This window comes from Streptococcus mitis (genome assembly GCF_002096835.1).
In the GTDB taxonomy this organism is placed as follows: domain Bacteria; phylum Bacillota; class Bacilli; order Lactobacillales; family Streptococcaceae; genus Streptococcus; species Streptococcus mitis_W.
The window spans coordinates 100,953-114,433 of the sequence record NZ_NCVG01000023.1 but is presented as its reverse complement, the minus strand read 5'-3'; the positions used below and the strand labels follow the sequence as shown (position 1 = coordinate 114,433).

The following is a 13,481-nucleotide window of genomic DNA, read 5'->3' as shown; positions in this document are numbered from 1 at the left end:
GAAGATATGACAAAATTAATCTTTATGGGGACTCCCGACTTTTCAGCAACAGTTTTAAAAGGACTTTTGACAGATGACCGTTACGAAATTCTAGCTGTTGTGACCCAGCCAGACCGTGCTGTTGGTCGTAAAAAAGTTATCCAAGAAACCCCAGTCAAGCAGGCTGCCAAAGAGGCAGGACTTCCTATCTACCAACCTGAAAAACTATCTGGAAGTCCAGAGATGGAAGCTATTATGAAACTAGGAGCGGATGGAATTGTGACTGCTGCTTTTGGGCAATTTCTTCCAAGTAAACTCCTTGATAGCATGGATTTTGCGGTCAATGTTCACGCCTCCCTTCTTCCTAAACACCGTGGTGGAGCGCCAATCCATTATGCCTTGATTCAAGGGGATGAGGAAGCTGGTGTGACCATTATGGAAATGGTTAAGGAAATGGATGCAGGAGATATGATTTCTCGTCGTAGCATTCCGATCACAGATGAGGACAATGTTGGAACCTTGTTTGAAAAATTGGCGCTAGTTGGTCGTGATTTACTTCTGGACACTTTGCCTGCCTATATTGCTGGGGAAATCCAACCTGAACCGCAGGAACTAAGTCAGGTTACCTTCTCGCCCAATATCAAGCCAGAAGAAGAAAAATTGGACTGGAATAAAAGTAATCGTCAACTTTTTAACCAAATCCGTGGGATGAACCCCTGGCCTGTTGCCCATACTTTCCTTAAGGGCGACCGCTTTAAGATTTATGAATCTCTAGCTGTAGAAGGTCAGGGAAATCCAGGAGAAATCCTCTCTATCGGCAAGAAAGAATTGATTGTCGCAACGGCAGAAGGGGCTCTATCCCTCAAACAAGTGCAGCCAGCTGGTAAACCTAAGATGGACATTGCTTCCTTCCTCAACGGAGTTGGACGTACATTGACTGTAGGAGAACGATTTGGTGACTAAAGTAGAAACGGCTAGAAGTTTAGCCCTAGCGGTATTAGAAGATGTCTTTATCAATCAAGCATACTCAAACATCGCCTTGAATAAGCATCTCAAGGGAAGTCAACTTTCTGTAGCAGACAAGGGCTTGGTGACCGAGCTGGTCTATGGAACGGTAGCCCGTAAACTGACTCTAGAATGGTATCTGTCCCACTTTATCGAAGACAGAGACCAGTTAGATAGTTGGCTTTATGTCCTTCTTCTCATGAGTGCCTACCAGCTCCGCTATTTGAACAAGATTCCAGATCATGCTGTGGTCAATGAAGCAGTGGAATTGGCCAAAGTCCGTAAAAAAGGCAGTGAAAAATTGGTCAACGCTGTCCTTCGCCGTATCTTGCGTGAAGGCTGGCCAGATATTGCTAGCATCAAGCGAAAAAACAAGCGTGATTCCATTGCCTATTCTCTTCCAGTTTGGCTAGTTGCCAAGCTCAAGGAAGAATACGGAGAAGAGCGAGCTCAAGCTATCTTTGAAAGCCTTTTGGTGCGCAACAAGGCTAGTATTCGTGTAACGAACCTAGGACGAAAAGAAGAAATCCAAGTCTTGTTGGAGGCCAGTGATTCACCTTTGTCTGTTTTTGGTCTCGTCAAGGAGCAGGGGCATTTTGCAGGCCATGACCTATTTTCAGAGGGGGCTATTACTATCCAAGACGAGTCTAGTCAGCTGGTTGCTCCCACTCTTGATTTACAAGGTGATGAGCAGGTTCTAGATGCCTGTGCGGCTCCAGGTGGGAAAACAGCCCATATAGCCTCTTATCTAACGACAGGTCAGGTTACTGCTCTGGACTTGTACGACCATAAGTTGGACTTAATACAAGAAAATGCCCAACGTCTGGGAGTTGCAGATCGGGTTCAAACGCAAAAATTAGATGCCAGAAAGGTGCATGAGTTTTTTGGTCAGGATTCATTTGATAAGATTTTGGTAGATGCTCCCTGTTCAGGAATTGGTCTTCTGCGACGAAAACCAGACATCAAATACAATAAAGAAACGGCAGATTTCGCGTCCTTGCAGGAAATTCAGCTAGAAATATTAGGTAGTGTTTGTCAAACACTACGCAAAGGTGGTATAATAACTTATAGTACCTGTACTATTGTCTCAGAGGAGAACTTTCAAGTCGTACAGGCATTTTTAGAAAGTCATCCTGAATTTGAGCAGGTAACACTAGAACATGAATGTAAGGATATCATGAAAGACGGCTGTATCCTCATTACACCTGAATTGTATGGAAGTGATGGATTCTTCATCAGTCAATTTCGCAAGATATCGGATTAGGAAGGAACTAACACATGGAAATTTCATTATTAACAGATGTTGGTCAGAAACGAACAAATAACCAAGACTATGTCAACCACTATGTCAATAGAGCTGGACGTACCATGATTATCCTAGCTGATGGTATGGGAGGTCATCGCGCAGGGAATATCGCTAGTGAGATGGCGGTAACAGACCTAGGTGTAGCTTGGGTAGATACTCAAATCGATACAGTTAATGAAGTACGTGAATGGTTTGCTAATAACCTTGAGATTGAAAATCAAAGGATTAACCAATTGGGACAAAATGAAGCCTATAAAGGAATGGGAACAACCCTTGAGGCTGTAGCCATTATTGATAATCAGGCTATTTATGCTCACATCGGAGATTCTCGTATCGGTTTGATTCGTGGAGAAGAATACCACCAGTTAACGAGCGACCATTCTTTAGTCAATGAATTGCTTAAGGCTGGTCAATTGACACCTGAAGAAGCTGCTAGCCATCCACAGAAAAATATTATTACTCAATCTATTGGTCAAAAAGACGAAATTCAGCCTGATTTTGGAATGATTACCCTTGAGCCGGGAGACTATCTCTTACTCAATAGTGATGGCTTGACAAATATGATTTCAGGCAGTGAGATTTCTGATATTGTAACCAGCGATATTTCTTTGGCAGATAAGGCAGCAACCTTGATTCGTTTTGCAAACAATGCAGGTGGTTTAGACAATATCACAGTTGCCCTTATTGCTGTTAATGAGGAGGCAACAGAATGATCCAAATCGGCAAGATTTTTGCCGGGCGGTATCGAATTATCAAACAAATTGGTCGAGGAGGCATGGCAGATGTCTATTTGGCCAAGGATTTGATTTTGGACGGTGAAGAAGTGGCAGTGAAGGTCCTGAGGACCAACTACCAAACAGATCCTATTGCAGTGGCTCGTTTTCAGCGGGAAGCGAGAGCCATGGCGGATCTGGACCATCCTCATATCGTTCGGATTACAGATATCGGTGAAGAAGAGGGACAACAGTATCTCGCAATGGAATATGTTGCTGGATTAGACCTCAAACGCTATATCAAGGAACATCACCCTCTTTCAAATGAAGAAGCGATTCGAATCATGGGACAAATCCTCTTGGCTATGCGCTTAGCCCATACTCGAGGAATTGTTCACAGGGATTTGAAACCGCAAAATATCCTTTTGACACCAGATGGGACTGCCAAAGTTACAGACTTTGGGATTGCAGTAGCCTTTGCAGAGACAAGTCTGACTCAGACCAACTCAATGCTAGGTTCGGTTCATTATTTATCGCCAGAGCAGGCGCGTGGTTCTAAAGCAACTGTACAGAGTGATATCTATGCCATGGGGATTATTTTCTATGAGATGCTGACAGGCCATATTCCTTACGATGGGGATAGTGCAGTGACCATCGCCCTCCAGCATTTCCAGAAACCACTGCCATCGGTTATAGCTGAAAATCCATCTGTGCCTCAGGCTTTAGAAAATGTTGTTATTAAGGCAACTGCCAAGAAATTGACAGATCGTTACAAATCAGTCGCTGAAATGTATGTGGATTTGTCGAGTAGTTTGTCTTATAATCGTCGTAATGAACCAAAGTTGGTCTTTGACGATGCAACTAAGGCAGATACTAAAACTCTTCCTAAAGTTCCACAAAGTACCTTGACTTCTATACCTAAAGCTCCGGTACAAGAGGGAAGACCTCAATCTAAGCCTCAGCCTCATCAGACAGAAAAAACGGTACCTAGTTCAAAGCCAACCAAACGTCGTCGTATGAAAGCACGTTATCCAATTTTATTTGCGACCTCCTTGTTGGTTGTGGCATCCTTGGTATGGATTTTATATAGAACGCCCGCTACCATTGCTATTCCAAATGTGGCAGGTCAGACGGTTGCAGAGGCTAAAGAGGCTCTAAAAAAAGCCAATTTTGAGGTTGGTGAAGAAAAATCAGAGGCCAGTGATAAGGTTGAAGAAGGTCGGGTTATTCGTACCGATCCTGACGCTGGTACGACACGCAAAGAAGGAACAAAAATTAATTTGATTGTGTCTTCTGGTCAGCAATCCTTCCAACTTGGAAATTATCTCGGAAGAAAGTCCAGTGATGTAGTGGCAGAATTGAAGGGTAAGAAGGTTCCAGAAAATCTAATTAAGATTGAGGAAGAAGAATCCAACGAAATCGAAGCTGGTACAATCATGAAACAAAGTTTACCGGAAGGAACAACCTATGATCTTAGCAAGGCAACTCAAATAGTTTTGACAGTTGCTAAAAAAGTAAATTCTATTTCAATGCCAAGCTATATTGGTTCTAGCCGAGAATTTGCAGTCAATAATCTTACAGAGATATATGACGTTAAAAAAGCTAATATCGAAGTTGTAGAAGTGTCTAAAGCTCCTGAAGGAACTGCTGAGGGGACTGTTGTAGAGCAAAGTCCAAAGGCAGGCGAAAAAGTAGACTTGAGCACTACTCGTGTTAAAATTTCTATTTATAAAGCAAAACAAACTCGTACTTCTTCAACATCTTCATCCTCATCCTCTTCGTCGTCTAGTTCTTCTCGGAAACCTAACGAACAAGGGGATGCAGAATCCACTCCAACACAGGGAAATTCGCAAGGCAATTCACAACGAGGAGATACTTCCCGAGACAATCCATAGTGATACTAGAATCTTTGTCATGATTTCGTGGCAAAGATTTTTTTTGACTCCAGATTTGTGATAGAATAGAAGGAGTTGATAAAAGGAGGAACGCATGGAAGAATCAAGAGAATTAAATGCCGTCATCGATGTGATTATGTTAGCTGGAACCATTCTTCTCAAAAGTGGCTCAGAGATTCATCGTGTAGAAGATACCATGATCCGTATTGCGCATTCGCAGGGGATTGTGGATTGCAATGTTCTTGCCATGCCTGCCGCTATCTTTTTCTCCATTGAAAATACCAATATTTCGCGAATGAAACGTGTGACTTCCTCTTCTTATAATATTGAAAAAGTCTGCGATGTCAACCAGATTTCTCGTCAGTTGGTAGGGGGAAAGCTGGATTTAGAGACGGCCTTCAAGCAATTGACGGCCTTGCAAGCTCAACCTCTTCCCTATACTAAGTTGCAGGTAACTTTGGCTGCGACCTTTAGTGCTCCTTTCTTTTCAATTATGTTTAGTGGAAATATCTACGATGCACTTGGGGCAGGAGTGGCTACCTTATTTGGTTTTGCATTTTCCCTTTATGTGGAAAAATTTATCCGAATTCCTTTTGTGACGGCCTTTGCTGGAGCCTTTGTATTTGGGATGATTGCCCAGTTTTGGGCTCGCTACACAGGCTTTCCTTCAACGGCAGATTTGATTATAGCTGGCGCGGTCATGCCTTTTGTACCAGGAATTGCCTTGACCAATGCGGTTCGTGATATTATGACCAACCACATAAACTCTGGTATGAGTAAGATGTTTGAATCCCTGCTCATTACCCTTGCTTTAGGGGCAGGAACTTCTGTCGCCTTGGTATTGATGAATTAATATGACACTAACAACCTTTTTATTACAAGCAGTAGCAAGTCTTCTTGCTATCATCACTTTTTTAATCGTACTCAATGTGCAACGTTCTATGCTCTTACCAGGAGGAATTTTGGGCATGGCTGTCTGGCTAATTTATCTTTTGCTCAAGGAACCGACCAATGTTATTGTGGCTACTTTTATTGCAGCCATTATCGGTTCTTGTGTCAGCCAGATTTTAAGTATTCTTTATAAGACACCTGCTGTGGTCTTTATCTTGGCCATCTTGGCACCTCTGGTTCCGGGTTATCTCTCCTATCGGACAACTGCCTTTTTTGTGACGGGAGATTACAGTCATGCCATTGCTAGTGCAACCTTAGTTGTTATGTTGGCTTTGGTGATTTCCATTGGAATGGCTAGTGGAACAGTGATTCTCAGACTTTATTCTCACTTACGAAAACAGCATAATGGTTAGAATAATAAGGGACTTGATTTGGTGAATCAAGTCTTTTTTCTCTCTTTTACTGCTATTTGTGATAAAATAGTATAGAACGATTTTTTACAATGAATGATAAAACAGAGGTAAATATGACAATCGGTATTGATAAGATTGGTTTTGCGACCAGTCAATATGTCTTGAAATTACAAGACTTAGCAGAAGCGAGGGGAATTGACCCTGAAAAATTAAGTAAAGGACTCTTACTCAAGGAATTGAGTATTGCGCCTCTAACTGAGGATATCGTGACCTTGGCAGCCAGTGCAAGTGATTCTATTTTAACTGAGCAAGAAAGAGCAGAAATTGATATGGTCATTGTGGCTACTGAGTCAGGAATTGACCAGAGTAAAGCTGCGGCCGTCTTTGTACATGGTTTGCTGGGCATCCAGCCCTTTGCTCGTAGTTTTGAGATTAAAGAAGCCTGCTATGGAGCGACAGCGGCCCTTCATTATGCCAAATTGCATGTGGAAAATTCTCCAGAGTCCAAAGTTTTAGTTATTGCCAGTGATATTGCCAAATATGGTATTGAAACACCTGGAGAACCCACTCAGGGTGCTGGAAGTGTGGCCATGTTGATTACACAGAATCCACGCATTATGGCCTTTAATAACGACAATGTGGCTCAGACTCGTGACATCATGGATTTCTGGCGTCCAAATTACTCAACAACTCCTTATGTAAATGGTGTCTATTCTACCCAGCAATACTTGGATAGTTTGAAAACGACTTGGCTTGAATATCAAAAACGCTACCAGCTTACTTTGGATGATTTTGCAGCTGTTTGCTTCCACTTGCCTTATCCTAAATTAGCGCTAAAAGGCTTGAAAAAAATCATGGATAAGAGCCTGCCTCAAGAGAAAAAAGACCTCTTGCAAAACCATTTTGACCAGTCTATTCTCTACAGTCAAAAGGTGGGGAATATCTATACAGGTTCGCTTTTCCTTGGACTTTTGTCTCTCTTGGAAAATACAGATAGCTTGAAGGCTGGGGATAAAATTGCCCTTTATAGTTACGGAAGTGGGGCTGTAGCTGAGTTCTTCAGTGGTGAATTGATTGAAGGATATGAAGCTTATCTGGATAAAGACCGTTTGAACAAGCTCAACCAACGAACTGCCCTGTCTGTTGCAGACTATGAAAAAGTCTTCTTTGAGGAAGTAGACTTAGATGAAACAAATTCTGCCCAGTTTGCTGGCTATGAAAATCAAGAGTTTGCCTTGGTTGAAATTGTGGACCACCAACGCCGTTATAGCAAGGTTGAAAAATAATGAAGATAAGTTGGAATGGATTTTCTAAAAAATCATACCATGAGCGCCTTGAGCTGTTAAAAGCTAAGGCGCTCCTTAGTCCTGAGAAGCAAGCTAGTCTAGAGCAGGGTGAACAGATTAGTGTGACTGTCGCAGACCAGCTGAGTGAGAATGTAGTGGGAACTTTTTCTCTGCCTTATTCGCTAGTCCCAGAGGTTCTCGTTAACGGTCAGGAATACACAGTTCCCTATGTGACAGAAGAACCCTCAGTGGTTGCTGCGGCCAGCTATGCCAGTAAAATCATCAAGCGAGCAGGCGGTTTTATTGCCCAAGTCCATGAGCGCCAGATGATTGGGCAGGTAGCCCTTTATCAAGTTGCTGATCCTAAACAAGCGCAAGAGAAGATTGCCGGCAAGAAAGCAAAGCTCTTGGAACTTGCCAATCAAGCCTATCCTTCCATTGTTAAACGCGGGGGCGGGGCGCGTGATCTGCATGTCGAGCAGATAAAAGGCGAAACAGACTTTCTCGTTGTTTATCTCCATGTCGATACCCAGGAAGCCATGGGAGCCAATATGCTCAACACCATGCTGGAAGCCTTGAAACCAGTCTTAGAAGAACTCAGTCAGGGACAAAGTCTTATGGGAATCCTGTCTAATTACGCGACTGATTCTCTGGTGACGGCAAGCTGTCGCATCGCCTTTCGCTACTTGAGCCGCCAAAAGGATCAAGGACGAGAAATTGCGGAGAAAATGGCTTTGGCTAGCCAATTGGCGCAAGCTGATCCTTATAGAGCAGCTACCCACAATAAAGGGATTTTTAATGGTATTGATGCCATTTTGATTGCCACTGGTAATGACTGGCGTGCTATTGAAGCAGGGGCTCATGTCTTTGCCAGTCGAGATGGACGCTATCAAGGTCTTAGCTCTTGGCGTCTAGACTTGGAGACAGAAGAATTGCTCGGTGAGATGACCCTGCCCATGCCTGTAGCGACCAAGGGTGGCTCTATCGGTCTCAACCCTCGTGTAGCTCTCAGTCATGAATTACTGGGAAATCCTTCTGCCAAAGAATTAGCCCAGATTATCGTGTCTATCGGACTTGCCCAAAACTTTGCGGCCCTCAAAGCCTTGGTGAGTACGGGCATCCAGCAAGGCCACATGAAATTGCAGGCTAAATCCTTAGCTCTCCTAGCAGGAGCTAGTGAATCCGAGGTAGTTCCCCTAGTCGAGCGCCTCATCGCAGATAAAACCTTTAACTTAGAGACTGCCCAGCGTTATTTAGAAAACTTAAGATCATAAAAAAACTCAGACGAATCGGTCTGAGTTTTTTTATGTTTAAATACTTTTTCCCGGTAAAAGAGTAACTGGTAAGAAGTAACCAGTTGTCGCGACCTCCTTACCTTCGATCTTCTGCAAGAGAAGATCAACAGTGAGGCAGGCAATCTCTTGCAAAGGTTGCTTAATTGTTGTCAAATGAGGGTAGTAGTTCTCGATAAAATAGGTCCCATCGTAGCCGATGACTTTGAGCTCTTCAGGAACAGAAATGCCTAGTTCTTGAGCAATTTTAATGACCAGAATAGCTGTCAAATCATCTGAAGCAAAAATGGCATCTGGCTTTTGTCGAGTCAAGATATTCTTGATTTCCATTTCTTTTCTGACAGGAGAAAAGTCACTGGAAACATTGATAATAGGTGCTTTGGGGAGAACAGATGCAAAGCCAGCGTGGCGTAGTCCAGTTGGCGAGTTAGAATTGTCATTTCCTGTAATCATGATGATAGACTGGGCGCCTGTCTTGACTAAGGTCTGGGCAGCAAGAACCCCACCAGCGTAGTTGTCAGAGGAAACGACTGGAATGTCTGGCGATAGGTTTCGGTCAAAGGAAATAATCGGTGCTGTCACACGATTGTAGTCTTCAATTCCTAAGTTGTGACTACCAGAAATGATACCGTCCACCTGATTGGCTTCCAGCATTTCGATGTACTCGCGTTCTTTTTCAGAATCATGCTCACTGTTGCAGATGATGGTCTTATAACCATTTTTGAAGAGTTGGTGTTCCAGCTTATCAATCAATTCTGCGTAGAAAACGTTGGAAATATTTGGGAAAATCAAGCCGATTAATTTAGCCGATTTTCCTTGCAGACTACGAGCTAGGTTGTTGGGTTTATAGCCCAATTCCCGCATGGCTTCATTGACCTTTTGAATAGTTTTCTCTGATAAATAGCCTTTTTTATTGATAACCCGAGAAACGGTAGTAGGGCTGACGCCTGCAAGTTTGGCGACATCAGTTAGTTTTGCGACCATAATCTAATTCATAGTAAGTTCCAGTTGGGTTTCCAGATTTGATCAGGATACCATTTTGGTCCGCATGTGGGAAGACACGACCAGAAAATACTTTTTCTCCTTTATTGATGAAAATTTCAAAGACAGAGTTATCGATGAAGATTGTAGCAGTAGTAGCCTGGTTATCGATTGGGCAAGAACGAGTTGTCCCAAATTCTTGAGCGTACTGTTCACCAGCTTGGCTACGATCCACTGTCACTTGACCATTTACAAGGTCAAAGTTGATTGAAAGTCCCTTGCCTTCTTTATCAGCAAGTAAGACAATCTCGCTCTGGCTATTGGCTTCCAAGTTGAGTTCAAGTTCGTAAGTGTTATTGGTTTGGGCACGATTTGAGAAGGCTTCTTCAGAAGCACGAAGGTCCTTGACAGCTGCGACTGGGTATTGGTAGAGTTTACCGTCTTTGATAGTGAGTTCTTTGACCAAAGAGAAGGTTCCTTGGTGGTCAAAACGATCAGAAGGGTAAGAAACATCTGGCAAACCAAGCCAGCTAACAGCTAGAGCACGTCCATCAGGAGAGTTGAAGGCTTGAGTTGCATAGGCTTCGAAACCATAGTCCATGTTTTGAAGTTGAGACACATCTACCATTTTGGCATTTTCAGGGTCAAAGGAAGCCCCAATCTTATACATATTTGGATAGATATTATCGTAATCTAGAACTTTCTTATCCAATCCTTGTGGGCAGTAAAGAAGGACAGGTTGCTCCCCTACAAAGATCAGATTTGGGCATTCCATCATATAGGCAGTGCGGTCGTTAGCAAAGTCAAGGTCGCCAACAGCTTGCCAGTTTGTGTAGTCGTTGTCAATAGCTTTGTAGAGACGAACGAAGCCTTTTTTCTCCAAATCTTGTCCACCGACGATGGCATAGTATTGACCTTTAAAATTAAAAATTTGCGGATCGCGGAAGTGGTCTGTAGAGTCTGCCGGCTGGTCAATTAAGATCTTGTCAATCTTCGTAATATTGCCTTCCTTATCCATCAAAGCCCCAATCTGGTATGGGTGACGGATCCAATTTTCATCGCGGACATTTCCTGTATAAAATAGGAATAAGTTATCGCCAAACTGCATGGCAGAACCAGAGTAGGCACCGTGGCTATCTAATGGAGTGTCAGGCAAAACTTTGACTCCAGTTTCTGTGAAATGAACCAAGTCCTCACTTTCCAATTGAACCCAAGATTTCAAACCATGGGCTGCACCAAAAGGAAAGTTCTGATAAAAAACAATCCACTTTCCATCAAAGTAAGAAAAGCCATTTGGGTCGTTTAGGAGTCCTGTTTTTGGCTCAACATGGTAATGAGTATGCCATGGAGATTGTGCCATATTTTCTTTTATATGTTGAATTTCTTCTTGCGTCCAATCTTGATAAAGTCTGTAACGACGCTCAGTTGTCCATTTCATTCATTCATTCCTCCAAAAATCTTATCACTTTTAATAGTAACCGTTTTCGGAAAAAAAAGCAAGCCTTTTATGTTAAAAAAAAGAAAAAACTGTCAAACGTTTGTCACAAAATAAATGCAGGAAATCAATCAACTTTTCAAGAAAATATGAAAGAGAATGAAACAAAACCCTTTTAAATAAGATTTTAAACTTATTTTTTCAAGGAATACCTGATAAAACAGTCAAAATCAATCAATCTAAAGCATGCTTACTAAGTGGATAGAATATTTTTTCTGCAAAACGCTTGACATATTTCTAAAACATGATAAAATAATAGTCGTAGGGCGGATAAAATCGCTTTCAAACAAGAACAAAATTTTATATAAGGAGATTTTTGCAAATGAACAATCAGGAAATTGCAAAAAAAGTCATCGATGCCTTGGGCGGACGTGAAAATGTCAACAGTGTTGCCCACTGTGCGACTCGTCTTCGTGTCATGGTCAAAGATGAAGGAAAAATCAATAAAGAAGTGATTGAGAACTTGGAAAAAGTTCAAGGTGCTTTCTTTAACTCAGGTCAATACCAAATCATCTTTGGTACAGGTACAGTTAACAAAATGTACGATGAAGTTGTTGCACTTGGTTTGCCAACATCATCTAAAGATGATATGAAAGCAGAAGCTGCCAAACAAGGGAACTGGTTCCAACGTGCTATCCGTACTTTCGGTGACGTTTTCGTTCCAATCATCCCAGTTATCGTAGCAACAGGTCTTTTCATGGGTGTACGTGGTCTATTGACTGCTCTTGGAATGACACTTCCAGCTGACGTGACAACTTACACGCAAATCTTGACAGATACAGCCTTTATCATCTTGCCAGGTTTGGTTGTGTGGTCAACCTTCCGTGTATTCGGTGGAAATCCAGCCGTTGGTATCGTTCTTGGTATGATGCTTGTTTCTGACTCGCTTCCAAACGCTTGGGCAGTCGCTTCAGGTGGTGAAGTAACAGCTATGAACTTCTTTGGTTTCATCCCTGTTGTTGGTTTGCAAGGTTCTGTTCTTCCAGCCTTCATCATCGGGGTTGTCGGAGCTAAATTTGAAAAAGCTGTCCGCAAGGTTGTTCCAGATGTCATTGACCTCTTGGTAACGCCATTTGTTACACTTTTGGTCATGTCTATCCTTGGACTCTTTGTCATTGGACCGGTCTTCCACGTCGTTGAAAACTACATCCTTATCGCTACAAAAGCGATCCTCAGCTTGCCATTTGGTCTTGGTGGTTTCTTGATCGGTGGGGTTCACCAATTGATTGTCGTGTCAGGTGTGCACCACATTTTCAACTTGCTTGAAGTTCAATTGCTTGCTGCTGACCATGCTAACCCATTCAACGCGATCATCACAGCTGCTATGACAGCTCAAGGTGCTGCGACTGTTGCGGTTGGTGTTAAAACTAAAAATCCAAAACTAAAAACACTTGCTTTCCCAGCTGCTCTTTCTGCCTTCCTAGGTATTACAGAGCCTGCTATTTTCGGGGTTAACTTGCGTTTCCGTAAACCATTCTTCCTTTCATTGATTGCTGGTGCAATCGGTGGTGGATTGGCTTCTATCCTTGGACTTGCAGGTACTGGTAATGGTATCACCGTCATCCCTGGTACAATGCTTTACATCGGTAACGGACAACTTGCACAATACCTTCTTATGGTAGCTGTATCATTCGTTCTTGGTTTCGCTCTTACTTATATGTTTGGTTATGAGGATGAAAAAGAAGTTGCTACTGAAGTAGAGACAGAACGTTTGGTCCAAGAAGAAACAACTGGTAACATTCCAGCAGCTCTTCAAAATGAAACACTTGTAACTCCTATTGTTGGTGATGTTGTCGCTCTTGCTGATGTCAATGACCCAGTCTTCTCAAGCGGAGCTATGGGGCAAGGTATCGCTGTGAAACCAAGTCAAGGTGTGGTATATGCACCAGCTGATGCTGAAGTTTCAATTGCCTTTCCAACAGGACATGCTTTTGGTTTGAAAACAACTGATGGTGCTGAAGTTTTGATTCACGTTGGTATCGACACTGTAACAATGAACGGTGACGGTTTTGAAGCAAAAGTTGCTCAAGGTGATAAGGTTAAAGCTGGCGATGTTCTAGGAACATTTGACTCAAACAAAATCGCTGCAGCTGGTCTTGATGATACAACAATGGTTATCGTTACAAATACAGCTGACTACGCTTCAGTAGCTCCAGTCGCAACAGGTTCAGTTGCGAAGGGAGATGCTGTTATTGAAGTGAAAATCTAATTAATCCTCTCAAAAT

11 protein-coding genes are annotated in these 13,481 nt (G+C 42.6%); 9 read left to right on the top strand and 2 right to left on the bottom strand.

The window, feature by feature from the left end; translation table 11 throughout:
- The first annotated feature begins 6 nt into the window (after positions 1-6).
- The 8 genes from fmt to B7699_RS07360 all read left to right on the top strand — a co-directional run bounded on the left by fmt (position 7) and on the right by B7699_RS07360 (position 8,762).
- Entirely contained in the window at positions 7-942 is a 936-nt protein-coding gene (gene fmt / locus B7699_RS07395; protein WP_084927808.1) for a methionyl-tRNA formyltransferase, read from the top strand.
- Positions 935-2,248 carry a 16S rRNA (cytosine(967)-C(5))-methyltransferase RsmB gene (rsmB, locus tag B7699_RS07390; protein ID WP_192852023.1) on the top strand — a complete coding sequence of 438 codons (1,314 nt, stop codon included), beginning with the start codon at positions 935-937 and terminating at the stop codon, positions 2,246-2,248. The genes fmt and rsmB overlap by 8 nt, the downstream gene beginning before the upstream one ends.
- A 14-nt stretch (positions 2,249-2,262) precedes the next feature.
- A complete protein-coding gene (locus B7699_RS07385) occupies positions 2,263-3,003 on the top strand; it encodes a Stp1/IreP family PP2C-type Ser/Thr phosphatase (protein ID WP_033685450.1) in 741 nt (246 codons plus the stop codon).
- Positions 3,000-4,898, top strand: a complete 1,899-nt coding sequence (pknB, locus tag B7699_RS07380) for a Stk1 family PASTA domain-containing Ser/Thr kinase (protein ID WP_084927806.1) — start codon at positions 3,000-3,002, stop codon at positions 4,896-4,898. Before B7699_RS07385 ends, pknB begins: the two co-directional genes overlap by 4 nt.
- Before the next feature lie 94 nt (positions 4,899-4,992).
- Positions 4,993-5,751, top strand: coding sequence for a threonine/serine exporter family protein (locus B7699_RS07375; protein ID WP_084925579.1), 759 nt, complete (start codon positions 4,993-4,995; stop codon positions 5,749-5,751).
- 1 nt (position 5,752) lies between these two features.
- Positions 5,753-6,202 carry a threonine/serine exporter family protein gene (locus B7699_RS07370; protein ID WP_020901615.1) on the top strand — a complete coding sequence of 150 codons (450 nt, stop codon included), beginning with the start codon at positions 5,753-5,755 and terminating at the stop codon, positions 6,200-6,202.
- Between the two features lie 113 nt (positions 6,203-6,315).
- Positions 6,316-7,488, top strand: a complete 1,173-nt coding sequence (locus B7699_RS07365; protein WP_031236916.1) for a hydroxymethylglutaryl-CoA synthase — start codon at positions 6,316-6,318, stop codon at positions 7,486-7,488.
- A complete protein-coding gene (locus B7699_RS07360) occupies positions 7,488-8,762 on the top strand; it encodes a hydroxymethylglutaryl-CoA reductase, degradative (protein WP_084927804.1) in 1,275 nt (424 codons plus the stop codon). The genes B7699_RS07365 and B7699_RS07360 overlap by 1 nt, the downstream gene beginning before the upstream one ends.
- A 36-nt stretch (positions 8,763-8,798) precedes the next feature.
- Here the strand turns inward: B7699_RS07360 and B7699_RS07355 are convergent, their stop codons facing one another.
- Positions 8,799-9,764 carry a LacI family DNA-binding transcriptional regulator gene (locus tag B7699_RS07355; protein ID WP_000226006.1) on the bottom strand — a complete coding sequence of 322 codons (966 nt, stop codon included), beginning with the start codon at positions 9,762-9,764 and terminating at the stop codon, positions 8,799-8,801.
- The gene (locus tag B7699_RS07350; RefSeq protein WP_033685441.1) at positions 9,745-11,199 is read right to left on the bottom strand and encodes a sucrose-6-phosphate hydrolase; all 1,455 of its coding nucleotides are present in this window, start codon (positions 11,197-11,199) and stop codon (positions 9,745-9,747) included. The genes B7699_RS07355 and B7699_RS07350 overlap by 20 nt, the downstream gene beginning before the upstream one ends.
- Before the next feature lie 379 nt (positions 11,200-11,578).
- On the opposite strand from B7699_RS07350, the gene B7699_RS07335 reads away from it, so the two are divergent.
- Positions 11,579-13,465, top strand: a complete 1,887-nt coding sequence (locus B7699_RS07335; protein WP_084927802.1) for a sucrose-specific PTS transporter subunit IIBC — start codon at positions 11,579-11,581, stop codon at positions 13,463-13,465.
- Positions 13,466-13,481 lie beyond the last annotated feature (16 nt).

Excerpts from the sequence above, each read along its gene's own strand:
- B7699_RS07355 (WP_000226006.1), bottom strand. The coding sequence starts at position 9,764 with ATGGTCGCAAAACTAACTGATGTCGCCAAACTTGCAGGCGTCAGCCCT.
- B7699_RS07385 (WP_033685450.1), top strand. The coding sequence starts at position 2,263 with ATGGAAATTTCATTATTAACAGATGTTGGTCAGAAACGAACAAATAAC.
- B7699_RS07350 (WP_033685441.1), bottom strand. The coding sequence starts at position 11,199 with ATGAAATGGACAACTGAGCGTCGTTACAGACTTTATCAAGATTGGACG.
- B7699_RS07370 (WP_020901615.1), top strand. The coding sequence starts at position 5,753 with ATGACACTAACAACCTTTTTATTACAAGCAGTAGCAAGTCTTCTTGCT.
- B7699_RS07375 (WP_084925579.1), top strand. The coding sequence starts at position 4,993 with ATGGAAGAATCAAGAGAATTAAATGCCGTCATCGATGTGATTATGTTA.
- B7699_RS07335 (WP_084927802.1), top strand. The coding sequence starts at position 11,579 with ATGAACAATCAGGAAATTGCAAAAAAAGTCATCGATGCCTTGGGCGGA.
- B7699_RS07365 (WP_031236916.1), top strand. The coding sequence starts at position 6,316 with ATGACAATCGGTATTGATAAGATTGGTTTTGCGACCAGTCAATATGTC.
- pknB (WP_084927806.1), top strand. The coding sequence starts at position 3,000 with ATGATCCAAATCGGCAAGATTTTTGCCGGGCGGTATCGAATTATCAAA.
- fmt (WP_084927808.1), top strand. The coding sequence starts at position 7 with ATGACAAAATTAATCTTTATGGGGACTCCCGACTTTTCAGCAACAGTT.
- B7699_RS07360 (WP_084927804.1), top strand. The coding sequence starts at position 7,488 with ATGAAGATAAGTTGGAATGGATTTTCTAAAAAATCATACCATGAGCGC.